This window comes from Bifidobacterium sp. LH_413, assembly GCF_056357015.1.
Genome location: NZ_JBKEVK010000002.1, coordinates 16,219 through 41,316, shown reverse-complemented (window position 1 = coordinate 41,316; position 25,098 = coordinate 16,219). Strand labels below are relative to the sequence as shown.

At 63.9% G+C, this 25,098-nt stretch carries 22 protein-coding genes, 1 tRNA gene and 1 pseudogene; 17 read left to right on the top strand and 7 right to left on the bottom strand.

The features are described from left to right. The first annotated feature begins 166 nt into the window (after positions 1-166). The 8 genes from secY (at position 167) to rplQ (ending at position 5,293) form a co-directional block, all read left to right on the top strand. The gene (gene secY, locus AC1AYN_RS04480) at positions 167-1,501 is read left to right on the top strand and encodes a preprotein translocase subunit SecY (RefSeq protein ID WP_476532347.1); all 1,335 of its coding nucleotides are present in this window, start codon (positions 167-169) and stop codon (positions 1,499-1,501) included. 24 nt (positions 1,502-1,525) lie between these two features. After that, complete coding sequence (locus AC1AYN_RS04475) at positions 1,526-2,092, top strand: adenylate kinase (RefSeq protein WP_034527267.1); 567 nt, start codon at positions 1,526-1,528, stop codon at positions 2,090-2,092. Positions 2,093-2,249: 157 nt separating this feature from the next. Then, a complete protein-coding gene (gene infA, locus AC1AYN_RS04470; protein WP_004268611.1) occupies positions 2,250-2,468 on the top strand; it encodes a translation initiation factor IF-1 in 219 nt (72 codons plus the stop codon). A 20-nt stretch (positions 2,469-2,488) separates the two neighbouring features. Further along, positions 2,489-2,602, top strand: coding sequence for a 50S ribosomal protein L36 (gene rpmJ / locus AC1AYN_RS04465; RefSeq protein WP_003814578.1), 114 nt, complete (start codon positions 2,489-2,491; stop codon positions 2,600-2,602). A gap of 149 nt (positions 2,603-2,751) precedes the next feature. Beyond that, positions 2,752-3,129: a 30S ribosomal protein S13 gene (gene rpsM / locus AC1AYN_RS04460; RefSeq protein ID WP_034527264.1), complete on the top strand. Its 378-nt coding sequence runs from the start codon at positions 2,752-2,754 to the stop codon at positions 3,127-3,129. Between the two features lie 90 nt (positions 3,130-3,219). Next, a complete protein-coding gene (rpsK, locus tag AC1AYN_RS04455) occupies positions 3,220-3,621 on the top strand; it encodes a 30S ribosomal protein S11 (protein WP_034527262.1) in 402 nt (133 codons plus the stop codon). 79 nt (positions 3,622-3,700) lie between these two features. Then, complete coding sequence (locus AC1AYN_RS04450; protein WP_476502901.1) at positions 3,701-4,699, top strand: DNA-directed RNA polymerase subunit alpha; 999 nt, start codon at positions 3,701-3,703, stop codon at positions 4,697-4,699. Positions 4,700-4,789: 90 nt separating this feature from the next. Further along, complete coding sequence (rplQ, locus tag AC1AYN_RS04445) at positions 4,790-5,293, top strand: 50S ribosomal protein L17 (protein ID WP_101622008.1); 504 nt, start codon at positions 4,790-4,792, stop codon at positions 5,291-5,293. Between the two features lie 325 nt (positions 5,294-5,618). On the opposite strand, the gene AC1AYN_RS04440 is transcribed toward rplQ, so the two are convergent. After that, the gene (locus AC1AYN_RS04440; protein ID WP_476502942.1) at positions 5,619-6,560 is read right to left on the bottom strand and encodes a tRNA pseudouridine synthase A; all 942 of its coding nucleotides are present in this window, start codon (positions 6,558-6,560) and stop codon (positions 5,619-5,621) included. 198 nt (positions 6,561-6,758) lie between these two features. Here AC1AYN_RS04440 and AC1AYN_RS04435 point away from each other — a divergent pair, with 198 nt between their 5' ends. From AC1AYN_RS04435 to AC1AYN_RS04425, 3 genes are all read left to right on the top strand, one after another. Beyond that, complete coding sequence (locus tag AC1AYN_RS04435; RefSeq protein ID WP_476532346.1) at positions 6,759-8,942, top strand: circularly permuted type 2 ATP-grasp protein; 2,184 nt, start codon at positions 6,759-6,761, stop codon at positions 8,940-8,942. A gap of 72 nt (positions 8,943-9,014) precedes the next feature. Next, entirely contained in the window at positions 9,015-9,815 is an 801-nt protein-coding gene (locus AC1AYN_RS04430; protein ID WP_476502899.1) for a transglutaminase family protein, read from the top strand. A 118-nt stretch (positions 9,816-9,933) separates the two neighbouring features. After that, positions 9,934-10,019 (top strand) — tRNA-Ser (locus tag AC1AYN_RS04425). A 366-nt stretch (positions 10,020-10,385) separates the two neighbouring features. On the opposite strand, the gene AC1AYN_RS04420 is transcribed toward AC1AYN_RS04425, so the two are convergent. After that, positions 10,386-11,489, bottom strand: coding sequence for a hypothetical protein (locus AC1AYN_RS04420; protein ID WP_476502898.1), 1,104 nt, complete (start codon positions 11,487-11,489; stop codon positions 10,386-10,388). A 78-nt stretch (positions 11,490-11,567) separates the two neighbouring features. Between AC1AYN_RS04420 and nusA the strand changes: the two genes are divergently transcribed. The 4 genes and pseudogenes from nusA to AC1AYN_RS04400 form a co-directional block, all read left to right on the top strand. After that, the gene (nusA, locus tag AC1AYN_RS04415) at positions 11,568-12,671 is read left to right on the top strand and encodes a transcription termination factor NusA (protein ID WP_476502897.1); all 1,104 of its coding nucleotides are present in this window, start codon (positions 11,568-11,570) and stop codon (positions 12,669-12,671) included. A 183-nt stretch (positions 12,672-12,854) separates the two neighbouring features. Beyond that, entirely contained in the window at positions 12,855-15,872 is a 3,018-nt protein-coding gene (gene infB, locus AC1AYN_RS04410; RefSeq protein WP_476502896.1) for a translation initiation factor IF-2, read from the top strand. A gap of 223 nt (positions 15,873-16,095) precedes the next feature. Then, positions 16,096-16,635: a 30S ribosome-binding factor RbfA gene (gene rbfA / locus AC1AYN_RS04405; protein ID WP_476502895.1), complete on the top strand. Its 540-nt coding sequence runs from the start codon at positions 16,096-16,098 to the stop codon at positions 16,633-16,635. A 46-nt stretch (positions 16,636-16,681) separates the two neighbouring features. Then, a pseudogene (locus AC1AYN_RS04400) lies at positions 16,682-18,052 on the top strand (tRNA pseudouridine synthase B); the annotation flags it as partial. Positions 18,053-18,127: 75 nt separating this feature from the next. Here the strand turns inward: AC1AYN_RS04400 and AC1AYN_RS04395 are convergent. From AC1AYN_RS04395 to AC1AYN_RS04375, 5 genes are all read right to left on the bottom strand, one after another. After that, on the bottom strand, positions 18,128-19,396 hold the full coding sequence (locus AC1AYN_RS04395; protein ID WP_476532345.1) for an ABC transporter permease: 1,269 nt from the start codon (positions 19,394-19,396) through the stop codon (positions 18,128-18,130). 62 nt (positions 19,397-19,458) lie between these two features. After that, positions 19,459-20,163 (bottom strand): ABC transporter ATP-binding protein, encoded by a 705-nt coding sequence (locus AC1AYN_RS04390; RefSeq protein WP_476532344.1) that lies wholly within the window; start codon positions 20,161-20,163, stop codon positions 19,459-19,461. Positions 20,164-20,180: 17 nt separating this feature from the next. Then, the gene (locus AC1AYN_RS04385; RefSeq protein WP_476532343.1) at positions 20,181-21,593 is read right to left on the bottom strand and encodes a peptidoglycan-binding protein; all 1,413 of its coding nucleotides are present in this window, start codon (positions 21,591-21,593) and stop codon (positions 20,181-20,183) included. Continuing rightward, a complete protein-coding gene (locus AC1AYN_RS04380; RefSeq protein ID WP_476532342.1) occupies positions 21,590-22,513 on the bottom strand; it encodes a hypothetical protein in 924 nt (307 codons plus the stop codon). Before AC1AYN_RS04380 ends, AC1AYN_RS04385 begins: the two co-directional genes overlap by 4 nt. 138 nt (positions 22,514-22,651) lie before the next feature. Next, positions 22,652-22,990, bottom strand: coding sequence for a hypothetical protein (locus AC1AYN_RS04375; protein ID WP_476532341.1), 339 nt, complete (start codon positions 22,988-22,990; stop codon positions 22,652-22,654). Between the two features lie 145 nt (positions 22,991-23,135). Between AC1AYN_RS04375 and AC1AYN_RS04370 the strand changes: the two genes are divergently transcribed. Then, positions 23,136-23,801 (top strand): LuxR C-terminal-related transcriptional regulator, encoded by a 666-nt coding sequence (locus tag AC1AYN_RS04370; protein WP_476532340.1) that lies wholly within the window; start codon positions 23,136-23,138, stop codon positions 23,799-23,801. Positions 23,802-24,059: 258 nt separating this feature from the next. Beyond that, entirely contained in the window at positions 24,060-24,929 is an 870-nt protein-coding gene (locus AC1AYN_RS04365) for a hypothetical protein (RefSeq protein WP_476532339.1), read from the top strand. The last annotated feature ends 169 nt before the right edge of the window (positions 24,930-25,098 follow it).

Here is a 25,098-nt window from a genome sequence, read left to right as displayed (position 1 = left end):
TGACTTCTACCCGCGTCGGGGCCCGTGATTTTCCCCGTGTTTTTCCCGCGATTCCGACGCATTGTTAGCGCTAAGTAGGCACGATACGATATGCTCGTGCGTTAGCGTTCAAAACACGAACACATGAGCATAGCTGTAGCGCCTTGGGCGCATGGGAGGATTTCAGGTGAGGACGTTAATTCAGGCCCTGAAGACGAAGGAGCTGAGGAAGAAGATCCTCTTCGTCCTGTTCATCATCATCATCTACCGCATCGGTTCGTTAATCCCGACCCCGGGCGTGGACTACACCGTCGTGCAGAAGTGCGTGGCGACCCTGCAGGGCAGCCAGGAGAACTTCATCGGACTGGTGAACCTGTTCTCCGGCGGCGCCATGCTGCAGCTGTCGATCTTCGCGCTGGGCGTCATGCCGTACATCACCGCGTCCATCGTCGTGCAGCTGCTGCGCGTCGTCATCCCGCGCTTCGAGGCCCTGCACAAGGAGGGCCAGTCCGGCGAGGCGAAGCTGACGCAGTACACCCGATACCTCACCATCGGTCTGGCCGTGCTGCAGTCCACCACGATCCTCGTCACCGCCCGCTCCGGCGCGCTGTTCAACTACGCCTGCTCCCAGGTCATCCCCGACGGTTCGGTGTGGAACCTCGTGGTGATGGTCCTCATCATGACCGGCGGCACCGGCCTGATCATGTGGATGGCCGAGCTCATCACCGACAAGGGCATCGGCCAGGGCATGTCCGTCCTCATCTTCATGTCCATCTGCTCCGGCTTCCTGCCGCAGCTGTGGGAGATCGGCTGGGGCACCAACGGCACTGACGGCGACTGGACCAAGTTCGGCATCGTCGTGTCCGTCCTCGTCGTCATCCTCATCTTCGTCGACTTCGTCGAGCTGTGCCAGCGCCGCATCCCCGTGCAGTACACGCGCCGCATGATCGGCCGCAAGATGTACGGCGGCTCCTCCACCTACCTGCCGCTCAAGATCAACATGTCCGGCGTCATCCCGCCGATCTTCGCCTCCTCGATCCTCGCCATCCCGACGCTCATCGCGCAGTTCGGCAAGACCGACCAGAGCTGGGTCAAGTGGATCAACGCCAACCTGGCGAACACCACCAGCGTGTGGTACATCGCGCTGTACGCGCTGATGATCGTGTTCTTCTGCTTCTTCTACACGGAGATCACGTTCAACCCGGACGAGACCGCCGACAACATGAAGCAGTACGGCGGCTTCATCCCCGGCATCCGCGCCGGCAACGCGACCAGCCGCTACCTGAGCTACGTGATGAACCGCCTCAACACGGTGGGCGCCGTCTACCTGTTGTTCGTCGCGCTCATCCCGACCGTCCTCATCATGGCCCTCGGCCTCAACACGCAGCTGCCGTTCGGCGGCACGACGATCCTGATCATCGCGGGTGTCGGCCTCGACACCCTGCGCCAGGCCAAGGCCCAGACCGAGCAGTTCCAGTACGCCGGATTCCTGCTCGAGGACATCGACCACAAGGAAAACTGAGCCAACAAGACAAGGAGCAACGACATGCGTCTTCTCATCATGGGCCCGCAGGGCGTCGGCAAGGGCACCCAGGCCGCGCTGCTCGCCGAGCACTACGGCATCCCCGCCATCTCCACCGGCGACATCTTCCGCGCCAACATCAAGGGCAAGACCGAGCTGGGCCTCAAGGTCATCGAGTACACCGACAAGGGCGAACTCGTGCCGGACGAGCTGACCAACTCGATCGTCAAGGACCGCCTCGCCCAGGACGACGCCAAGAACGGCTGGATCCTCGACGGCTACCCGCGCAACGCCTCCCAGGTCGAGGCGCTGGACGCCATCCTCGCCGAGCTCGGCACCCCGCTCGACGCGGTCGTCGCGCTCGACGCCGACCATGACGTGCTGATGCAGCGCATCGCCAAGCGCGCCGAGGAGCAGGGCCGCACCGACGACAATCCGGAGGCCATCGCCAAGCGCCTCGCCACCTACGCGAAGGAGACCGCCCCGCTGCTGGACACCTACAAGTCCCGTGGCCAGCTGGTCGCCATCGACGGCGTCGGCGAGATCGATGAGATCCAGAAGAACATCGTCGCCGCGCTCGATGCCCGCTGAGTGTAGCGGCATAGCGCGCGTATACCACACGACCGAAGAGCCGGACGAAATGACACGCCGAGTGTCGATTTCGTCCGGCTCTTCGCTATTCTAGTAGATTGGTGTGTCTTCGGATACGTCAATGTAATGCAACCAACGAAACGGAAGCCGGGAGCTCATGGCAAAAGACGGTGTGATTGAAGTCGAAGGTCGGGTGGTCGAAGCGCTGCCCAACGCGATGTTCCGCGTTGAACTCGAAAACAAGCACATCGTGCTGGCCACCATCTCCGGCAAGATGCGGAAGAACTACATCCGCATCCTCCCGCAGGACCGCGTCGTGCTCGAGATGAGCCCGTACGATCTCAACCGCGGTCGCATTACGTACCGTTACAAGTAAGGTACAAGCAAAGGATAACCATGAAGGTCAGCCCTAGTGTGAAGAGGATCTGCGAGAACTGCCGCGTGATCCGTCGTCACGGCCGCGTCATGGTGATCTGCACCAACCCCCGCCACAAGCAGCGTCAGGGCTGAGAGCAGATTCTCCAGCGGCACAATTGAAAATCAGGCGCTCACTCACAGTGCTTCCCGCAAGGGAACGACACTGAACCACGGGTACGTAGGCCCGTGCCGGACAGCCGGACGAGTGGGTGCAAGACCTACGTCAACCAGAAGGAATCGCAATGGCACGTCTTGCCGGAGTCGACATCCCCAATGAGAAGCGCATCGAGATCGCCCTCACCTACATCTTCGGTGTGGGCCGCACTCGTGCGAAGGAAACGCTTGCCGCGACCGGTATCAACCCGGACATCCGCGTCAAGGATCTCACCGACGAGCAGCTGATCACGCTGCGTGACTACCTCGAGGCCAACTACAAGATCGAGGGCGATCTGCGCCGTGAAATCGACGCGGACATCCGTCGCAAGATTCAGATCAACTGCTACCAGGGCCAGCGTCACCGCAGGGGACTTCCTGTGCGCGGCCAGCGCACCAAGACCAACGCCCGCACCCGCAAGGGCCCGAAGCGCACGGTCGCCGGAAAGAAGAAGGCCACCAAGTAATAGGTGGCATTGGCACGGGCCACGGGGTGACACCCATCGCCCGAGCCGCAACCCCAAGCAAACAAGTTCGTTACTAGGAAACGAGGGTCAATGGCAGCGCCTAAGCAAGCCGCTCGTAAGCCCGCTCGTCGCCGCGATCGCAAGTCGATCCCGGTGGGCCAGGCTCACATCAAGTCCACTTTCAACAACACGATCATCTCGATCACCGATCCGTCCGGCGCGGTTGTGTCCTGGGCGTCCGGTGGCGACGTCGGCTTCAAGGGCTCCCGTAAGTCCACGCCGTACGCTGCCGGCATGGCCGCCGAGTCCGCCGCCCGTAAGGCGATGGAGCACGGCGTCAAGAAGGTCGATGTGTTCGTGAAGGGCCCGGGTTCCGGTCGTGAGACCGCCATCCGTTCCCTGCAGTCCGCTGGTCTCGAGGTCGGTTCCATCACCGACGTCACCCCGCAAGCGCACAACGGCGTTCGTCCTCCGAAGCGTCGTCGCGTCTGAGCACTACTAGACAATATTCATCCAACCCGCTGTTGGCCCGGTGAGTGCACCACCGGCCAAAAGCTGAAAGGATACCACAGTGCTTATTGCACAGCGTCCGACTCTTACCGAGGAATCGCTGAACCCCCAGCGCTCCCGCTTCACCATCGAGCCGCTCGAACCGGGCTTCGGCTACACGCTTGGCAACTCGCTGCGCCGCACCCTGCTGAGCTCGATTCCGGGAGCCGCTGTGACTTCGGTGCGTATCTCCGGTGCCCTGCATGAGTTCACCACGCTGCCGGGCGTCCAGGAGGACGTGACTGAGATCCTGCTCAACATCAAGGGCATCGTGCTCACCAGCGAGTACGACGAGCCCGTCGTGATGTACCTGCGCAAGAGCGGCAAGGGCGAGGTCACCGCCGGTGACATCACCCCGCCGGCGGGCGTGACCATCGCGAACCCGACCATGCACATCGCCACCCTCGCGGAGGACGGCGAGCTCGAGATCGAGTTCACCGTCGAGCGTGGCCGTGGCTACGTGCCGGCTGCGATGAACAAGCAGGACAATGACGAAATCGGTCGCATCCCGGTCGATTCCATCTACTCCCCGGTGCTCAAGGTGAGCTACAAGGTCGAGGCGACCCGTGTGGAACAGCGCACGGACTTCGATAAGCTCATCCTGGACGTGGAGACCAAGCCGGCCATCTCCCCGCGCGACGCGGTGGCTTCTGCCGGTTCCACCCTGGTGGAGCTGTTCGGCCTGTGCCGTGAGCTCAACACCCAGGCCGAAGGCGTCGAGGTCGGCCCCGCCCCGGTGGCGGAGGAGTCCAACCCCGAACTCGCCGTGCCGATCGAGGATCTCAACCTCACCCAGCGCAGCTACAACTGCCTGAAGCGCGAGGGTATCCACACCATCGGCGAGCTGGTCTCCCACACTGAGCAGGATCTGCTCGATATCCGCAATTTCGGCATGAAGTCCATCGACGAGGTCAAGGAGAAGCTCCAGTCTCTGGGCATGTCCCTCAAGGCCTCCCCGCTGGGTGGCTTCGATGCCAACAATCTCGAAGGCGGCACCTTCTTCTCGCCTGAAGACGAGTGAGAACCCGTTAGCCGCATTCGACCAACCGTCCGACCGGTTCGGATGTTCGGGCCACTGCCCACCTGAACCGGCCTGACATAAGGAGTTACTATGCCCACACCTAAGAAGGGCCCGCGTCTGGCCTCCAGCCCGGCGCACGAGCGCCTGATGCTCGCGAACATGGCCACCAGCCTGTTCCAGAACGGCCGCATCGTCACCACGCTGCCGAAGGCCAAGCGCCTTCGTCCGCTGGCCGAGCGCCTGATCACCTTCGCCAAGCGCGGTGATCTGCACTCCCGCCGTCGCGTGATGCGCGTCATCCGCAACAAGTCCGTCGTGCACGTGCTGTTCACCCAGATCGCCGAGCAGATGGAGCAGCGTGAGGGTGGCTACACCCGCATCGTGAAGATCGCCCCGCGCAAGGGTGACAACGCGCCCGCCGCCATCATCGAGCTCGTCACCGAGCCGGTGAGCAAGAAGCAGGCCGTCGTGAAGGAAGCCGAAGCCGCCGCCAAGTCCGCCGAGACCGAGGCTCCGGCTGCCGAGGCTCCGGTTGAGGCTCCGGCCGAGACCGCCGCCGAGGCCACCGAGGCTCCGGCCGAGCAGGCCGAGTGAGCCGTTAGCGTCAGCTGACTCGCGATACAAGGGGTCGGGAATCCACCAGGGTTCCCGACCCCTTTCGCATACCCACCCAAGTCCTCTTCCTTCTCTTCCATCCCACCTATCCCACCTATCCACCCCACTCATCACCCACTCAACCTCCCATGGTGCGGTAAAACACCCATGGTGCGGTAGGCGAAAATGGCGGAATTCCGCCGTTGTGGAGAAAGTGTGTTGCCGCACCATGGGAGAGATGGCGCTATGGGGAGGTGAGTGATGGGATGGTGGGTTGTGAAAAGGTGGGTTGTGGAGAAGTGGGGAAGTGAGTCGCGGGGAAGCGTTACGGCAACGTGCGGACGGCGCGGATCGCTTCGGCGCGGGAGGCGAGTTCGTCGTCGGGCGGGTAGGCGACGTGTTCCAGCGTGAGTCCCTGCGGCGCGATCGGTCCCGTCGATCCCTCGCGCTTCGGCACGGCCATTTTGCCGGCGAACCAGTCCAGATCGCGTTTGCCGATGCCCACCGCGACGCATGCGTTGACGAGCGATCGCACCATGTTGCGCGCGAACGCGTCCGCGACGATCGTGAAGCACACCAGTCCCGACTCCAGCGTCGGCGTCACGTACCCGATCGTCGCGTCGTCGCCGGTACCGTGCGTCGCGACGTCGTCGCGCGCCGGTACCAGCGGGCGCGACGGGACGCGCGTCCACGCGGCGCGCTTCACCTCGCGAATCGTCGTGCCTCCCGGATTCGGCGTCGCGAACGAACCGAAATCATGGAGTCCCAGCGTCATCGCCGCCGCCCGGTTCATCGCGTCCAGGTCGAGCGTGTCGTCGATGTGCAGCACGCAGCCGCGCAGACGCGGGTCCACCTCGCTCGCGCGGTCGGCGATCCGGTACACGTACGTGCGTTCCAGCGCCGAGAACCGTGCGTCGAAGCCGTCCGGCGCGACGGACACGCGATGGATCGCGATGTCCATCGGCAGAAGACGTTGCAGACGATGCTCCAGCGCGGTGGCCGCCGGCACCTTCATGTGCCCGACGGCGCGTTCCAGCGTCGATTCCGCGATGTCGAGATGACAGACCTGATGGCTCGCGTGGACGCCCGTGTCGGTGCGTCCGGCGACGACGAGACGAAGCGGCTCGTCCGGGTCGTGTTCGGGCACGCGCAGCAGCTTGTGCAGCGCCGCCTCGATGGTGCCCTGCACGGTGCGGATGTCCGGTTGCGTGGCCCATCCGTAGAAGCCGCCGCCGTCGTATGCCAGGTCGATGCGCAGTCGTGTCATAGCCAACGAGTATACGGTTCAGCGCCGATGCGGCGGTGATGGTGCGGCGATGCAGTGACGCGATGATGCGACGATTGTGATGATTGCGACGATGCGGCGGTGACGTGTTCGTAACATTGGCGCGCGTTTGCCGAAACCGGGTCTTCCTACGGTGAGTCGGGTACGAAAGACAAGACCCATCACAAGGAAAGTGGCACGATGATTGAATCGGCGGCGAGCAGGCTTGCGGCGGAACTGGTGGCGCGACGTGAGGAGATCAACCGCGAACTGAGCCGCAACGGCGTGCGGTTCGGCGTGTACAAGGACGGCGTGTACAAGGACCGTCTGTTCCCCTACGACCCGATTCCGCGCGTCATCGAATCCGACGAGTTCGACGAGCTGGAGGCTGGCCTGAAGCAGCGCGTCAACGCGCTGAACGCCTACCTCAGGGACATCTATTCGGAGAAGCGGATCATCCACGACGGCGTCGTGCCCGAGGAGTTCGTGTACACGTCCGCCGGCTACTACCCGCAGGTCAACGGCGTGACGCCTCCCGGCGGCGTGTTCGCGCACATCGCCGGCGAGGATCTCGTGCAGGGCGAGGACGGCCGCTGGTGGGTGCTCGAGGACAATCTGCGCATCCCGTCCGGCGCCAGCTACCCGCTGTTCGCCCGCGACATCGAACGACGCACGAATCCGCGACTGTTCCGCGAGATTCACGTGCGCGACAACCGCGACTACCCGCGCCTGCTGCGCAAGTCGATGGACTTCGTCTCCACCGAGGGCATCGCCGTGGTGCTCACGCCGGGACGCTACAACTCCGCGTTCTTCGAGCACGCGTATCTGGCGGAGAAGACCGGCGCGACACTCGCTTTCCCCGAGGACCTCGAAGTCGTCGAGAACAAACTGTTCTTCCTCGACTACGCGGGCAGCCGCCATCGCGTCGGCGTCGTCTACCGCCGACTCGCCGACGACTTCCTCGACCCGTTCGCGTTCAACCCGGATTCGGTGATCGGCGTGCCGGGACTCCTGTCCGCCTACCGCGCCGGCAACGTGGCGATCGTCAACGCGCCGGGCAACGGTGCCGCCGACGACAAGGCCATCTACTACTTCGTGCCGCGCATGATCAAGTACTACCTCAACGAGGAGCCGATCCTGCACAACGCGCCCACCTACATGCCGATGTTCGAGAAGGACCGCAAGGAGGTCCTCGACCGCATGGGCGAGCTCGTCATCAAGGACGTAGCCGAGGCAGGCGGCTACGGCGTGGTCTTCGGCCGCGACCTCGACAAGGCGAAGCGCGAGGAGCTGGCCGACAAGATCAAGACCGACCCGCGCCGGTTCATCGCGCAGGAGATCATCCAGTTCCGCGACATCGACGTGGTCGACCCGGCGACGGGGGAGCGGAGCCCGCGCAAGTGCGACCTGCGCGCGTTCGTCGTGACCGGCCAGAACACGCACGTGTGGTATTCCGGCCTGACCCGCTACTCGTCCGTGCCTGGCCAGATGATCGTCAACTCCTCGCAGGGCGGCGGCTTCAAGGACACGTGGGTGCTCGCCCCGTCCGACGGCAGCAAGGACTTCGCGCGCGGCGCCGAGATCGAATCGGTGAACCTCATGCCGCATGCGCGCAAGCACTCGCTCCAGCTCGTCACCGCATCCAAGGCCGACAACCTGTACTGGCTCGGCCGCTACACCGAACGCGCGTTCACCACGCTCGTCCAGTTCTTCCCGTTCTACGACCGCGTGATGGACGAGAACCCGGACGCGTTCCGTCCGTTCGCCCGCGCGCTCGACCTGCCGGAGGATTTCGAGGACTTCGACACGTTCATCCACTCGTTCCTCTATGACGGCACGAACCCGGATTCGGTGCGCTCCGCGATCGTCGCCGCGTTCAACAACGCGGTCATCCTGCGTCCGGAACTGTCGTCGCGTCTGCTGCAGTACGTGGAGCTCGCGATGACGAACATCACCGACGCGGCCGAACGCTCCGCCAGCGCGGAGGACATCTACACGCAGCGCGACGTGGCCGACGACATGCTCGCCTTCTGGGGCGGCATCGAGAACTCGGCGGCGGACATGACGCTCAAGGCGTTCATCTTCATCGGCAAGTACATCGAACGCATCGACCTGTACACGCGCTTCGGCATGCCGATGGCGGAGATGGAGGCGCCGCTGCGCAAGCTGGAGACCTACGCGCACGCGCTCGACGGCATGCCGCTGCCGCAGTGCTTCGCCGAGGGCGTGAGCTGGCTGCTCGGCCAGCTGCCGCAGCGCGGCTACCCGGAGCTCAACGGGCGCCTGCAGGAGTTCCTCAGCGACTTCGGCCGGCGGTCCATCCACGGCGACATCAAGGACGGCAGCTCGCTGAGCTCGATGAACATGGACGCGCGCAGGCCGTGACCTGGGTCACACTGGTAAAGTTGGAAGACAGTATGTCGTTCCTATGCCGTCCACTTTCCCGGAGCCTGAAGCATGAAAAAACTGGTGTTTGATTATGAGATGAAGCTCAGCTTCAGCTCACCCGTCACCGACCACCGGTTCCAGTTGCGGTGCATCCCCGCCACCGGCCCGCGCCAGCAGGTCGTGGACGTGGAGATCGACATCGAACCGGACGTGGAGTTGGAGACCACCATCGACTCGTTCGATTCGGTCGTGAAGACCGGGTACATCCCCGAGCCGCACGACGTGTTCAACTACAAGGTGACCGGCATCGCGTTCGTCGACAACGAGCACATCAAGCCGGAGATCTACAAGCCGCTCTACCGGTTCGACTCCGCGCTGACGATCCCGGGGCCCGCGGTCGAGGCGCTGACGGCGATTTGCCGCGGGCGTCTCGCCGCCCTGCCGGACAGCGCCTCGCCGATCGACAAGGCGCGCGAGATCATGGACGAGGTGTTCCGCGCGTTCGTCTACACGCCCGGATCCACGACGATCCGCACGACCGCCGAGCAGGCGTTGGCGCAGCGCAAGGGCGTGTGCCAGGACTACGCGCACGTGATGCTCTCCGTGGCGCGCCACTGCGGGCTGATCGCGCGCTACATCGCGGGCCTGCTGGGCGGCGAGGGCGCGACGCACGCGTGGGTGGAGATCTATCACAACGGCCGGTGGATCGGCCTCGACCCGACCCACAACCGCATGGTCGACGACAACTACATCACGATCGCCCACGGCCGCGACTACCGCGACTGCATGCTCGACATTGGCATTTTCTCCGGATACAACGTCCAGCAGAGCCAGTGGGTCAACGCCTCCGTCCACGAGCAGGAGCTGTAGCGGCGGGTCGCGCGCGGCGGTGCGGGCCGGCATGCATGTGGTGCGTGCGCGACGCGCGGTGATTTGCGTATCGGACGAACAGGCTTATAATGAACAGGTTGCGTTTTACGTGACGACTGGATAAGTGTCCGAGCGGTCTAAGGAGCACGCCTCGAAAGCGTGTGAGGGCGAACCCCTCCGCGAGTTCGAATCTCGCCTTATCCGCGATATCAAGGGCTTCGGGATTCCCGAAGCCCTTTTCGTATGCGGCCGTTCTCTGGCCCCCTCTGACGAGGGGGCTGTCAGCCGAAGGCTGACTGGGGGAGAGACAGCGGCCGCAGGCCGCGGAAGATACGGCATCGGCCGCAGGCCGATTCGATGTTCCCGCGGCCTACGGCCGCTCATCTTCTCTCCCTCCGTCATCGCTTCGCGATGACACCTCGTCCGCAATCACGGACGGCCTACGGCCGACCTCGCATCGGCTCGCCTGTCGGCTCGCACATCGCCTGCAAACGCCTCTGGCGTTTGCTTCACGGCGATGTCCCGTCAGAGGGAGGCGATGTTCCGTAGAGAGGGGTCCAAGCCGGGCTCTCAGCGGAAGAGGGCGGAGTCGGCGGAGGGGTAGCCGAGCTCCATCGCACGCCAGGCGCGGGCGGCGGCCATGCGGGCCAGCCAGGCGAGCGTCTTGCGCGACGGGGACGAGGCCGTGCCCGAGGCGTCGGACGAACCGGTGCCGCTCGAATCGGCGGTGCCCGAGCCGGATTCCGCGGAGCCGGAGCCGGCGGCCGATCCGGAATCATCCGTCGTGGAACCAGTCGTCGAATCGTAGGTGGCGGTGCTGTTGGACGTATCGGATTCGGCGGCGATATCGGACGAATCCGCATCGTCGACGCCGCCGATCGCGTCGAGGTAGGCGCGGGCGCAGTCCATCTCGACGACGGCCACCGTCGGCGCTGTCACGCCGGCCGCGGAATCCTCGATCGTGTCGGGATGCGCGAGAAGCTCGTCGACGGCGTACACCTTCTGACGTGGGTCCCGGCTCGCACCGGACAGCGTGAACAGGCGCTGGGCGGCGGTCTTGTGGTTGTCGGAGGCGGCGAGCGTGGCGTCGTCGACGCCGCGCGCCGCCAGCACCTCGAGCGCGAAACCGGCGCGGTCCTCCGCCAGCGACATCGCCGCCAACGCGTCGGCTCCCGCGTCGAGCCGCACGACGTCGCCGTAGTCGACGGTCGGCGGCGTGGGCGAGGCGACGCCGAGCGCCGCGCCGAGCGTCTCGGTGCGGTAGGCGACCTGCGCCGAGCGCAACGCGCCTTCGGCGAACCGCGACGTGCAGACGGAGGCGACGGTGAGCCACGCGTCCGTCGCCGCGAGGCCGTTGAGGTAACGCATCATCGTCGGCTGCGCGTCGGCCGTGCCGGCGTCGCCGCCGGTGCCGGCCTGCGCGGTCAGGTAGGCGCTTTCGCAGGCGCCGAGTTTCGTCGCGTCCGTGTTGCGCGCTTCGAGATGCGGCGTGGCGCATCCCGCCAGCGGCGCGACGAATGCGCATACGGCGACGGATGCGGCGAGACGCGAGACGAGACGCGATGACGTGGGATGCGATAGGGGACGCGACCTGCGGCGCGAGGCGAGACGGGCGATGACGGCGCCGGGGCCCGTGCCCCGCGCGCCCACGGCTGAATCTCGAAGTGTCTGCATAAAACAGTAGAGTAAACATCGACTGTGACCAAATGGGCCAAGAGCCGATATAACTGAACTCAAGGGAGGTCTTGCGACATGGAACTGGACCTGCAAGGCATGCACAAGCTCGCATCCGAGCAAGGAATCGACCCGGCCGCGCTCGACGCGGCCCTCGCCGAGGCGCTGCGCCTCGCCTACATGAAGACCTCGCACCCGGCCAAGCACGCGCGCGTCGAACTCGACGAGCGCGCCGGCACGTTCACCGTGTGGGCCGCCGACGAGATTCCGGGCACCCCCACCGAGGAGGACCCGCACCCGGCACCGACGCTCGGCGAGGAGTACGACGACACCCCGCGCGACTTCGGCCGTCTCGCCGCCGCCACCGCGCGCCAGGTCATCACCCAGCTGTTCCGCCGCGCCGAGGACGAGCGCGTGTTCGGCGCGTTCTCCGGTCAGAAGGGCAAGCTCATCACCGGCATCGTCCAGCAGGACGTGAAGGACCCGTCCAACGTGCACATCGCCGTCGGCGATGTCGAGGCGATCCTGCCCCGCCGCGAGCAGGTGCCGGGCGAGCGCTACCGTCACGGCCAGCGTCTGCGCGTGTACGTGGTGAACGTGGGCCGCGGCGTGAAGGGCCCGGAGATCATCGTCTCTCGTTCCCACCCGGAGCTCGTGCGCAAGCTGTTCGAGCGCGAGGTCCCGGAGCTCGTCTCCGGCGCCGTGTCGATCATGGCGATCGCGCGTGAGGCCGGCGCCCGTACGAAGATTGCCGTCAAGGCGAACACGGACGGCGTGAACCCGAAGGGTGCGCTGATCGGCCCCGGCGGCGCCCGCGTGCGCGCCGTCATGGAGAACCTCGGACCGGAGAAGATCGACATCGTCGACTACTCCGACGATTCGGCGAAGTTCGTGGCCTCCGCGCTGAGCCCGGCCGTCGCGACCGGCGTGCAGGTGATCAGCGAGAAGAACAAGACCGCGATCGCGTTCATCCATGACGACCAGCTGTCGCTCGCCATCGGCAAGGAGGGCCAGAACGCGCGTCTGGCCGCCAAGCTTACCGGTTGGAAGATCGGCATCGAGTCGTCCGAGGCCCACGCGAAGAAGGTCGCCGCGGAGAAGGCCGCTGAGGCCGCCGAGGCTGCCGGTGCGGCGTCCGGCGACGCCGCCTCCGCCCCGGAATCGGCCCCGGAAGCGAAGTAACCGGAAGGCTTGCGCCCGGCGTGCCCACATCCAGCGCTTTGAGTATGCTTGATGCGGTATGCCGGGCGTAAGCATGCCCGGCCAAAGAACGAGGATTACACGATCATGGTCGCACGATGAACAGGCTCGTCGTCTTCAAGTTTTGACCGCGCAGGCGCGTGGTCACGGATAGGAGAACAAGTAGTGGCGAAACCACGCGTTTATGAAATTGCCAAGGAACTCGGCATCGACAGCAAGACCGCGCTGGAGAAGCTGAAGGATATGGGGGAGTTCGTCAAGTCCGCCTCCTCCACGGTCGAGCCCCCGGTGGCTCGCAAGCTCAAGTCCGCCTTCGCGAAGCAGGGCGGCAACGGTGGCCAGGGCGGCAACCGTCAGAACGGCGCCGGCTCGCACGGCGCGAAGGGCGCGCGTCCGGCGGCCCCGTCCGCGCCGCGTCCCGGCCAGCATCATCCGTCTCCGGCCCCGACTCCGGGCCCGGCGGCGTCCCACACCTCCCACACGTCCTCCGCGCCGACTCCGGGCCCGCGTCCGGCGGCGCCGACCCCGGCTTCGGCCGCGGCCGAGCACGAGCAGCGTCCGGTTCCGGGCGCGCGTCCGTCCGCCCCGCACCCGGGCCAGCATCGTCCCGGCCAGGGCGGCGCGCAGGCCGGCGCCGGCTCCCGCGGCGAGCGCGGCGATCGCGGTCAGCATCGCGGCGAGCGCGGCGAACATCGTGGCGAGCGCCGCGGTGAGCGCCCCGGCCAGAACCGTTCCGGCGCCCCGCGTCCGGGCGGCGAGCGTCGCGGCGGCCAGGGCCGTCCGACCGGCGCCCCGACTCCGGGCCCGCGCAACAACCAGCCGCGCGGCGGCCAGCAGGGCGCTCCGCGTCCCGGCCAGGAGCACGGCGGCCAGCAGGGTCAGGCCGGCCAGCGTCCGCACACCCCGGGCCCGCGTCCGGGCAACAATCCGTTCAGCCGCAAGCAGGGCATGCACACGCCTACGCCCGGTGACATCCCGCGTCCGCATCCGATGGCGCGTCCGACCGTGAACGACAGCCGCAACGGCGGCGGTCGTGGTCGCGGCGGCGCCCGCGGCGGCTTCCGCAACGGTCGTCCGGGGCAGGGCGGCGCTCCGCGTCCGGGCCAGTGGGGCCACAACCGTCCGGGTCAGGGCGGTGCGCAGGGCGGCGGCGCCCGCGGCGGCTTCCGCTCCGGCACCGGCACCGGCGGCTTCCAGAACAACGGCGGTCCGAGCAACGGTCCCGCGCGCGGCGGCGGTCGCGGTCGCGGCGGCGCGGCCGGCGCGTTCGGCCGTCAGGGCGGCAAGAGCTCCAAGGCGCGTAAGAACCGTCTGCAGAAGCGCAGGGAGTACGAGGAGATCAAAGCGCCGACCATCGGCGGCGTGCGCATCCCGCGCGGCAACGGTCAGACCATCCGCCTGCGCCAGGGCGCTTCCCTCGCGGACCTCGCGGAGAAGATCAACGTCAATCCGGCGGCCCTCGTCACCGTGATGTTCCATCTCGGCGAGATGGCCACGGCCACGCAGTCCCTCGACGAGTCCACGTTCCAGATCCTGGGCGAGGAGATCGGCTGGAACATCCAGATCGTCTCCGCCGAGGAGGAGGACAAGGAGCTGCTCCAGCAGTTCGACATCAACCTGGACGAGGAGGAGCTGCAGGAGGACGAGGATCTGAAGCCGCGTCCGCCGGTCGTCACCGTCATGGGCCATGTCGACCACGGTAAGACCCGACTGCTCGACACGATCCGCAAGACCAACGTCATTGAGGGCGAGGCCGGCGGCATCACCCAGCGCATCGGCGCCTACCAGGTGACGGTCGAGCTGGACGGCGAGAAGCGCAAGATCACGTTCCTCGATACCCCGGGCCACGAGGCGTTCACCGCCATGCGTGCCCGCGGTGCGGAAATCACCGACGTGGCGATCATCGTCGTGGCCGCGGATGACGGCGTCATGCCGCAGACCGTCGAGGCCATCAACCACGCGAAGGCCGCCCACGTGCCGATCGTCGTGGCCGTCAACAAGATCGACAAGCCGGGCGCGAACCCGGACAAGGTGCGCGGCCAGCTCACCGAGTTCGGCCTCGTGCCGGAGGAGTACGGCGGCGACACCATGTTCGTCGACATCTCCGCCAAGCAGAACATCAACGTCGACAAGCTCCTCGAAGCGGTGCTGCTCACCGCCGACGCGGACCTCGACCTCAGGGCCAACCCGGATATGGACGCCCGCGGCGCCACCATCGAGGCGCGACTCGACAAGGGCCGCGGCGCCGTGGCGACCGTGCTCGTCCAGCAGGGCACCCTGCACATCGGCGACGCGATCGTGGCCGGCACTTCGTACGGCCGCGTGCGCGCCATGCTCGACGAGAACGGCAAGCACATGAAGGAGGCCACCCCGTCCACGCCGGTCCAGGTGCTGGGCCTGACCTCCGTGCCGACCGCAGGCGACCTGTTCCTCGTCGCCCCGGACGACCGCACCGCGCGTCAGATCGCCGAGAAGCGCCAGGCCACCGAGCGTGCCGCGCAGCTCGCGAAGCGCCGCAAGATCGTCTCCCTCGAGTCCCTGAAGGAGCAGTTCGCCAAGTCCGAGGTGGACATGCTCAACATCGTCATCAAGGGCGACTCCTCCGGCTCCGTCGAGGCGCTCGAGGACTCCCTGATGAAGATCGAGGTGTCCGACGAGGTCGGCATCCAGGTCATCCACCGCGGCGTCGGCGCGATCACCCAGAACGACGTCAATCTCGCCACGGTCGACAAGGCCGTCATCATCGGCTTCAACGTGCGTCCGAACCGTCAGGTGCAGGACCTCGCCGACCGCGAGGGCGTGGAGATCAAGTACTACTCGGTCATCTACCGCGCCATCGAGGACATCGAGGCGGCCCTCAAGGGCATGCTCAAGCCGGAATACGAGGAGGTCGTCACCTCCCATTCCGAGATCCGCGAGATCTTCCGCTCCTCCAAGTTCGGCAACATCGCCGGCGTCATGGTGCAGGACGGCGAGGTCAAGCGCGGTACGAAGTGCCGTATCCTGCGCAACGGCGTCGCCACGGTCAACGACCTGGAGATCTCCTCGCTGCGTCGTTTCAAGGACGACGTGCAGTCCGTCAAGGAAGGCTACGAGGCGGGTATCAACCTCGGCACCTTCAACGACATCGAGCTCGGCGACATCATCGAGACCTTCGAGATGCGCGAGGTCGAGCGCAAGTAGCGCACAATGGTCGCCTCCGCGGGAAGCGGAGGCGGCGGTTTTCATGCTCCCCCTGTCAGGGGGAGCTGCCGAACGAAGTGAGGCTGAGGGGGGCCGGCGATCGCCGTCATCCGGCGGTCGACCCCCTCAGCCGTCTACGACGACAGCTCCCCCTGACAGGGGGAGCAACCTGTATGGGCTCCCCCTTCCCCGGATGCGGGAGCGAATCATCGAAAGGACTTTCATGGCAGGAACGAATCCCCGCGCCGCGCGCATCGCGGCCTTGATCCAGCGCGTCATCGCGTCCTCCATCGAACGCGAGCTGCATGACAAGCGACTGACGAACATCACCATCACCGACGTGCGCGTGACCAACGATCTGCAGATCGCCAAGGTCTACTGGACGCAGTACGGCCACGAGGGCAAGGAGGCGGGTGAGCGCAAGCGCGCCCAGCAGGCCCTCGACCAGGCGAAGGGCCATCTGCGCAAGCTCGTCGGCCACAAGGCCGGCCTGCGCCTCACCCCGCAGCTCCAGTTCGTGTTCGACGAGGTGCCGGGCGAGGCCCACGAGATCGAGGACATCCTCGCCATCGCGCGCAAGCGCGACGAGGAGCTCGCCAAGGCGCGCGCCACCGCCCAGTACGCGGGCGACGCCGACCCGTACAAGCACGATGAGCCGGAAGACGCCGACACCGAGGCGGATGGCTTCGACGACGATGCGGATTCCGACGACGATTTCGACGACATGGACGATTTCGACGTCACCGCGAACGACGCCGAATGACGACATTGCCTCCCCGATGAGGGAGAGATCTGCGGAGGTGCCCAGAATGCCGATGACCACCACCACATGCGCCGACGGCCTGCTGATCGTCGACAAGCCGCAGGGCGTGACCAGCTTCGACGCGGTCGCGGCCGTGCGCGCCGCGCTGCACACGAAGAAGGTCGGGCACGCCGGCACGCTCGACCCGATGGCCACCGGCATGCTGGTCATCGGGTTCGGCCGCGCCACGCGCCTCCTGCAGTACATCGTCGAACACGACAAGACGTATGAGGCGACGATCCGCCTCGGCCTCGCCACCACCACCGACGACGCCGAAGGCGACATCATCGCGCCCGACACCGCTTCCCTGCGCTCCCGCTGGCGGGAGCTGTCGGCTCAGCCGACTGAGGGTGGTCGTCCGGACGCGGCGGATGACGACGCCACGAACGCCGCCCGTCTCCGCGCCGTCATCGCATCGACGATCGCCGAACGGTTCACCGGCGACATCGAACAGATTCCGAACACGTTCTCCGCGATCAAAATCGACGGCCAACGCGCGTACGACCTCGCGCGCGCCGGCAAGGACGTCGCACTGAAGGCGCGTCCCGTCCACATCAGCGAGTTCACCGTGCTCGCCACGCGCGACGGCGTCGCGAGCACGAGCGACGCCGCCTCCCCGCTGCAAACTGACTCCACTTCCCGCTCCCGCTGGCGGGAGCTGTCGGCGGAGCCGACTGAGGGTGGTCCCGAGGGTGGTCCCGAAGTCGAACAAACGGAAGCCGTCGTCCCCGTCATCGACGTGGACGTGCGCGTGAGCTGCTCGTCCGGTACGTACATCCGCGCGCTCGCCCGCGACCTCGGCGAGGCGCTCGGCATCGGCGGGTATCTCACCCGCCTGCGGCGCACGCGCGTCGGCCGGTTCGCGCTGTCCGACGACCGTTCCGGTCTCGCGCAGGTGACCGTCCTCCCGGCCGTCGCGGACGCCGCCGGAATCGGCGACGATGCGGCTGGCACCGCTGGGACCGCTGGCACCACCGGGACCGGCGATGCCGCGATGCAGGCCATCGCCGCGCACGCCGAGCCGAAGACGTTCACGAACCGCGACGGCGAGACCGTCACGCGCAACCGTTGCGTGCTCGACACGCCCGCAGGACTGTCCGGCGACGCGCGTGGCGACTGGCTGCGCGCGCGTGCCGTCGGCATGGCCGACGCGGCGTGCGGCGCGATGCCGGTCGTCGCCATCACCGCCGACGAGGCGCGTGAACTGCGATTCGGCCGCCGCATCGACCGCGAACTGGAGAAAGGCGTCCACTACGCCGCCATCGTGGCAGAAACGCGCGATGACGCGGCCGGTGCCATCGCCCCCGCCGACGTGGCCGCCATCATCGAACGCGCCAACCGCACCCAAGCCAAGCCCGCCGTCGTCTTCCCGGCGGCGTGGGCCGCGGAACGACGGTGGGCGGCGTGGCGGCCGAATGCCGACCTCCTCGTCGACCACCCGAATCGTCGTCCGTCACAGATGCTGCAACGCGGCGACCGGGCTGATGCGCGACGCCTTCCACGCGGGATAGAGCCCCGCGAGCACGCCCGTCAGTATGCCGAGCGCGGGGCCCAATGCGAGCAGCAGCGGGTCGATGACGGCCGTCCATGATTGCGCCACGCATACGACGAGTACCGCCGCCAAACCGAGATTCATGCCGAGCAGACCGCCGATGCCGCCGAGCACCGCGGTCTCGCCCAGCACCTGGGCGGCGATATGGGTGGGACGTGCGCCCAACGCCCGGCGCAATCCAATCTCCGGGATACGCTCATAAATCGATGTCAACGTCGCGTTCGCGATGCCCACGCAGCCGATGAGCAGCGCCATCGCCGCCAGCCCCAGCAACAGGCCGGACATCGATGATTTCACGCCGCCGGTCGCCTTCGACCAGTCCGGTGGCGCATCCACGACGAATCGGTCGGGGGCGTCCGGCCGCAACGCATACGGTGCCTGACGTGAGATGAGTTGCGCCGCGCCCAGTTGCGTGTGCACCATCATCTCCGCCGGAGAATCCGCGGAGGGAGCGCCGTACATGCCGATCGCCGCGCTGACGGGAATGACGCCTGCGGTCGACAGTTGCGGAATCTCCGGTACCGCGTGCATGACGCCGATCACCGTGTATGGTTCGTCGCCGATATAGACCGACCGCGGCATCGTCGGATTGCCGTCCATGCCGAGCGCCTGCGCGACCTTCGTGCCCAGCACGATCACATGTGAACGATGCCGGACATGCACCGCGTCGAACGGTACGCCGGACTTCATGCCGGCCCCGATGCCGAAGATCCCCGTATCCGCGGCGTACACGGGGAATGAGGCCCGGCTGCCGGAAGCGCCCGCCGCTGCGGCCGACGATGGCGATGTGCGTATCGCCGCCGGACTGCCGTCATCCCCGGAACCAGTCGACACACGCCAGAACAGCGTCGCCGATTCGACGCCGTTGAGCCGTTCCAGACGCTCACCGGAGTCCAGCGGGAATCCCAGACCCGGTATCAGGTTGCCGGTACCGGTACCGCTGGCATCATCATCGCTGTTCGTATCCCCGGCACCCGGTCTGTCCGTGATATGCACGGTGGTCGCCTCCAGTTCGTCGAACCCCTCGCTGATCTGGCCGTTCGCGCTTTGCGTCAATCCGATGATGCCGATGAACGCCGCGATGCCCAGCACGGTACCGACCAGCGTCATCAGTGTGCGCGACGGGCGTCCGGACAGTGATGACACCACTTCGTAGATGAAATCGGACATCGTGATACGCGATGTCGCGCGTGATTTCGCCCGCGACGCGGAACGCGACTTGAACCATGGCCTCATGATGCGCGCCGCTCTTCCCGAACCACGCCGTCCTCCGTACGGAACACACGGTCGGCGAACCGCGTCTGCCGCTCGTTGTGCGTCACCATCACCACCGTCATGCCGTCGTCATGCAGCTGCGCGAACAGACGCATGATCGACTCGGCGCGTTTGGAATCGAGATTGCCGGTCGGCTCGTCGCATAGAATCAGCCGCGGTCTGCCGCAGATTGCGCGCGCGATCGCGACGCGCTGCTGCTCGCCGCCGGACAGATCGCGGGGCAACGACTGCGCCTTGCTCCCCAATCCCACACGTTCCAACGATTCCAACGCGCGACGGCGTCGCACGTCGCGCGGCACGCCGCCGTACAGTCCCGCCATCGCGACATTGTCCAGCACGCTGCGAGCGGCGATGAGATGGAACGCCTGGAAGATGAATCCGATGCGCGAGGCGCGCAGATACGCCGATTCCGCGGCGTCCATCGCACTCACGTCACGCCCCTCGAACCGGTAGACGCCCCGCGTGGGCGCGTCCAACAGGCCGATGATGTTCAGCAGCGTCGATTTGCCGGATCCCGACTCGCCGACGATCGCCGCGAACTCGCCCTCGTGGATTGTCAGGGTCACGTCGCGTAGCGCGTGGACGGGCACCGCGCCGCCATACTCCCGGTCGACGTGTTCGAGTTCGATGACCGGTTCCGGCAGGACTCTCGTATCATCCATCGGCGTCACTGCTCCCGTCATCGTCCGCCTACCGCCACGCGGTCGCCTGCGCGCAGGTCCTTCGCATGCGTCGGCGTGACCTGCACGTACCCGTTCGCCTGCACACCGACCTTCACCGGCACGCGCGCGAGCTTATCCTCCTCGCCGCTCCCGCCGCCCGTGACCTTGATGACCGCGTCGCCGCCATCCGTCGCGGTGGTGAGCGCGCCGATCGGCACGGCGAGCACGGCGTCACCCGTGGTGGCGCGTGTCAGACACACCGTCACGGGTCGTCCCGACAGCGCGGCGTCAAGCGGCTGGTCGCAGTTCACGGTGACGATCGTCGCGTCCGTGTGGACGATGCCGCCGACCTTGCACGGCGATCCATCGCCCGTTCCGGTCTCCACGATGGCGCTCGCACCCGGCTCGAGTCCGTCCGTCTGCGCGGAATCCAACGTGGCGTGCACCACCAGCGCGGACGAGGCGAGCGTCAGCACCGTGCCGGACGCGTCGCCGCCGACTTGTGACGTGACGTCGGCGACCGTCGCCGGCATGTTCGGGACGAACACGATTTCGGCGCGCGGCATCGTCGCGCCGGAACGCGCCTCTACCGCCTCCAGCGAGGCCTCGGCATCGGCGAGATCCTGCTGTGACGTGGCGTCGCCGCCGGATGCCGCCGCTTCGGCTGCGCGCACGGCGGCGCGCGCCTGCCGAAGCGACTCGTCGTCGGCGCCGGTGCCGCCGTCGGCCTGCGTCGCGTCATAGCCGTTATCGGCGTACAGCCGTGCGACCGCCGCCTTGGTGAGTGGACCGTAATAGCCAGTGATGCCGCTGCCGTCCAACAGTCCCAGCGCGGTCAGTCCGGTCTGCAACTGTATGACGTCGGGGCCTTTCATACCGGGTTTCATATCGCGCCAGGCCGGCAGCGCACCACGGAACGCGAACACCGGTCGGCCGGAGACCTCCGCCACGATCGTGCCGTCGTTGACCGCCGCGCCTTTGGCGAGCGGCAGTGCGGTGACGATTGTGGAGCCCGTAGCGTCTGGTGTGCTTGGGATTTGCTGAGTGGAGGAAGTGTCGCCGGATGAGTTCGTATTGGTGTCGGGCGCGCCTGCGCCGGTGCCCGATGCGACGGCGCCGGTTCCGTTCGTCGCCGCTCCCTGCCCGGAACCGGTGACGGAAACCGTGTTTTCGGCTTCGACGGTGCCTTGGACGGCGATGACGTCGCTGACCACTTTCCGCTCCACCTTCGCGGAAATGATTGATGGCGTGGGTGCGGCGGAATGCGCGGCGATATCCTGCGGCGATTTGATGGCCATGCCTGCCACGAAGCCGACGATCGCCGCGACCACGGAGATCGCGGCGACCAATACCAGCCAGTGGCGGCGCAGACGCTCGCCGATGCGGCGGTCGTCGCTCTTGGAAGTGTCGATCACTGTCCGATTGCTCACTGTCCGTCACCTTTGGCGAGTTCCTCCTGCGCCTTGAGGAACATGGCGTCCGACAGGCGCTTGATGGTGTCCATCGTCGCCTGATTGTCACGGACTGCCTGCGATTCGTACTCATAGGTCACATCGGTCACGGTGCGCATCAAATCGCTGGACGCCTTGCATCCGGCATCGGCGACGGCGATGTTCCGTTCCTCGTCGGTGACGGTGTGCGTGCCGCCGCCTGCCGAACCGTTTCCGGATGCGCCGTTCGTGTAGTGCTTGACGATGTCGCGTGGGTCGTTGTACTCGTAGCCTTTGCCGCCCATGCACGTCTTCCAGTCGCCGATCGCCTTGGCCACGCGGGAATCCTGCAGGGCGTTCTCATCGGCGTTGCGCCGGGCCGTGTCGTAGGTGCCGATCTGGGCGAACCATTCGTCGTTGTATCCCAGGGCGGTGGTGTTCTGATTGTCGCAGCCGGTGCCGTCCGGATTCGCCAGCGCCTTGACATAGCCGGAGGAGGAGGGGCCTTTGAGGGAGGCGTCGTTCGGGGACTGTTGCGTGTTCTTCTTTGTTGTTGATGACTGGGACTGTGCGCTTTTGGTGGACTTGTAGAGCTTGTCGTATTGCGGGGCGTAACCGTACTTGCGTGCCCATGCGGTGGTCAGCGGGCCCCACTGCGGCGCGTACATCGCTTCGGGATCGTCGGTCGCGGCCTCCATGCCGCCCGTGTCTTCGTAACGATAACCGCGCTCCACCATGCACGCGGTGTTCATCATCACGAGGGCCTGGTTCACCGTGTCCTTCTTGTCGCCCTGCAGGAAGTACTGGTCGAACGGCGATTCGGTTTTGAGGTCGTCCAATTCGGAGGAGTCGGCGGACTCATTGCTGGACCGGGATTGCGCGGAGTCGTTGCCCTGCTTATAGATATCCTCGGACGTCAACCTGCTGCTGTCTGTTGCATTGCCCTGCCCGCACCCTGTACAGAGCAGTAGCATCACCACAGCTGTGATTACCGATTTCCTGAGTCCGCCCATTAGTCCTCCTCGACGATTGCAAGCGCCTATTTGTTGAAGATGCTATCAGCACCCGCTGGGAAGATTGGCCCTGCTGTACACATAGGTGTAGTAAGAGTAACCGTACACGCCGGTGGTGGTGTTACGATGGTAAATCCAGTCGCCGCTGTTCTCTGCATAGTTCCACACATAACAAAAGGCGTATAGCCCCTGTCCTATGTACCCCATGCCGACGGTCGTGCTGTTGTAGCCGCCCCGGTTGCGGATCCGGACGCCGTTCGCGGTATAGTCGCCATTTCCACCTGCGGTGACGGAGATCGGTGCAGCGGTTGCCGGAGTAACAAGAGCTAGAGGCGATACCGCAATCAACACTGCAGCGAGCGCCTTCATCAGTCTGCGTTTCATTTGAGTTCCTTTCGATTCTATGGTGATGTACATCGTCGTCCACCACAACATCAACAATAACGTGTGGATTCAATGATTTCTATGCGTATGCAGGAAACTGCAAAACGAACAGATAAGTAAGAAGAGGTGAATAATAATATCGATTATGGTGATAGTACAGCGGGCAAAGATGAAGATGCTAAGAATTGGAGTATTGGACAATGATGCATGTGCATTAGATTGCATTGTTCATATGGTGCAATCGCATGTTCGATTCCTCAATCAAAAAATTGAAGTATGGGGAACTATTTTTCCAACGGAGGCATTGCAAATTTGTGCTGATAGGACAAAGACTACAAGCATATTGCTGATTGATATGGCGCTTAATGGAATGACCGGCGCACAGCTTGCTCCGGAAATCCTCAAAAAATCACCGACAACACGGCTCATTGGTTTGACCTCCTATAATCTGGAAACATATAGGAGTGCTGCTTATTGCTCGGGTATAGATGTCCTGCTAGATAAAGCAACGCTTGAAGATACCCTCATGCCTGCGATAAATAGTAAAATAAAGAAGAGTGATGAGGTATGTGTCCGACATGACATTTCTTCCCCATTGGATAATATGGTAGGTATAAAACGTATGCTGACTCCCAAGGAAGTGCAGGTAATCTCTTTGAGTCTTGGTTTGTTAAGTGCTGAGCAGATCGGCGCACGGCTAAATATTTCTACTGATACGGTTTACTCACATCGACGTAATATTAAAAAGAAATTAAATGTTGATACATGGTATGAGGCTATGGATTTATGCCGCTCTTTGCATATTGCATAAATAAATATATATATTCTCTGGTACGAGGGGATATGTGGGAGAATGTCGAAAACTAATCCCGGTAGCACATATGTTACGTTTTCTATTTTAATTCTCGGCGGTCTTTGTCTTAGTGAAAGCATTTATTTATATATAGTGGTAGATGGTAGCTATGAGGCGCTGGTTCTTCTTATATGTAGAATAATCTGCATTACGTTATTTGTCATTCTGCCAAAATGGGGCGCGTATATAATATGCCTACTTGGGTCATTGGAGCTGATGTCAAACATACAAACGCCGTTTACGACTCTTATGCTAACTTTTCTTGCATTGTCAATAATAAGTTATTATCGTATTTGGTGTGGTGTTTTTTGCGGAGCTGTGATATTAGTATGTGCTTTTATTAGTGGTGAATTTATTCCTAAGTCGATGATGAAAGGAGGTGGTGCTTATTCTTTCCTGGCGTTTATAATTACATTTATTTGTATGGGTGCTCTTGTTAGGGCTGTTGGTGATATGCGTGTGGAACAGCAAAAAAGTAATGCTTTAAAAAGGAATCTCGTTCTTTCAAGACGATTGCATGACTACGTGACAAATGATCTTGCTGACATTATTATGCTTTCTGATAATATGATTCGCGACAATACTAAAGATAACCTGTTGCTGGTTAAAACAACTGCCATGTCTGCGCTTTCAGGTATACGCGCGATAATGCAATCATTGGAAAATGATAGCCCTTGTGGGATGGATAAAAATGATTGCGCCGAAAGTAGATTCTCATCAGAGTGGATTGAGCGTTATCGGGATAGATTGGGTAGCCTCGGGTACAAGGGGGATGTTCTTGTGTTTGGTAATTTTGATGTCATTTATGCCAATTCTATTTGTCTTATAGAGGGGTTCTTGAGAGAATTATTTGGTAATATAGTAAAGCATTCTGATCCCTGTCATCCATACTGCATGATAATTTCTATATCCGATGCGTCGGTGATGATTGGTTTATCGGATTATCGAAGGAATGTTGAGGCGGTGCCTACTTCAAAATCAGGCTTGGAATATTATAGACAGATTATTGTGAATCTGGGTGGAAAGTGTGAAATAGAGTGCCGCGATAATCGATGGAATTTGTATGCTCATATTCCTATGGAATAGGGCAGTACTATATTGATTGAGTTAACTGTGATTGCATATCCAGGGTATCCATAAGGGGCATGGGACATATCTCGGAGAAATGTCATCGGTTTTTTCTCTGTGAGATGTGACTGCTAATGCTGTGGGTGATAATGTACTGAGCGAAATCATAGTTGCGATAATGTAGCAT

Bases quoted from the DNA above. Each gene is read 5' to 3' on its own strand.
- AC1AYN_RS04475 (WP_034527267.1), top strand. From the start codon at position 1,526: ATGCGTCTTCTCATCATGGGCCCGCAGGGCGTCGGCAAGGGCACCCAG.
- infA (WP_004268611.1), top strand. From the start codon at position 2,250: ATGGCAAAAGACGGTGTGATTGAAGTCGAAGGTCGGGTGGTCGAAGCG.
- rpmJ (WP_003814578.1), top strand. From the start codon at position 2,489: ATGAAGGTCAGCCCTAGTGTGAAGAGGATCTGCGAGAACTGCCGCGTG.
- rpsM (WP_034527264.1), top strand. From the start codon at position 2,752: ATGGCACGTCTTGCCGGAGTCGACATCCCCAATGAGAAGCGCATCGAG.
- rpsK (WP_034527262.1), top strand. From the start codon at position 3,220: ATGGCAGCGCCTAAGCAAGCCGCTCGTAAGCCCGCTCGTCGCCGCGAT.
- rplQ (WP_101622008.1), top strand. From the start codon at position 4,790: ATGCCCACACCTAAGAAGGGCCCGCGTCTGGCCTCCAGCCCGGCGCAC.
- AC1AYN_RS04440 (WP_476502942.1), bottom strand. From the start codon at position 6,560: ATGACACGACTGCGCATCGACCTGGCATACGACGGCGGCGGCTTCTAC.
- AC1AYN_RS04435 (WP_476532346.1), top strand. From the start codon at position 6,759: ATGATTGAATCGGCGGCGAGCAGGCTTGCGGCGGAACTGGTGGCGCGA.
- AC1AYN_RS04430 (WP_476502899.1), top strand. From the start codon at position 9,015: ATGAAAAAACTGGTGTTTGATTATGAGATGAAGCTCAGCTTCAGCTCA.
- AC1AYN_RS04420 (WP_476502898.1), bottom strand. From the start codon at position 11,489: ATGCAGACACTTCGAGATTCAGCCGTGGGCGCGCGGGGCACGGGCCCC.
- nusA (WP_476502897.1), top strand. From the start codon at position 11,568: ATGGAACTGGACCTGCAAGGCATGCACAAGCTCGCATCCGAGCAAGGA.
- rbfA (WP_476502895.1), top strand. From the start codon at position 16,096: ATGGCAGGAACGAATCCCCGCGCCGCGCGCATCGCGGCCTTGATCCAG.
- AC1AYN_RS04395 (WP_476532345.1), bottom strand. From the start codon at position 19,396: ATGTCCGATTTCATCTACGAAGTGGTGTCATCACTGTCCGGACGCCCG.
- AC1AYN_RS04390 (WP_476532344.1), bottom strand. From the start codon at position 20,163: ATGGATGATACGAGAGTCCTGCCGGAACCGGTCATCGAACTCGAACAC.
- AC1AYN_RS04375 (WP_476532341.1), bottom strand. From the start codon at position 22,990: ATGAAACGCAGACTGATGAAGGCGCTCGCTGCAGTGTTGATTGCGGTA.
- AC1AYN_RS04370 (WP_476532340.1), top strand. From the start codon at position 23,136: ATGGTGATAGTACAGCGGGCAAAGATGAAGATGCTAAGAATTGGAGTA.
- AC1AYN_RS04365 (WP_476532339.1), top strand. From the start codon at position 24,060: ATGTCAAACATACAAACGCCGTTTACGACTCTTATGCTAACTTTTCTT.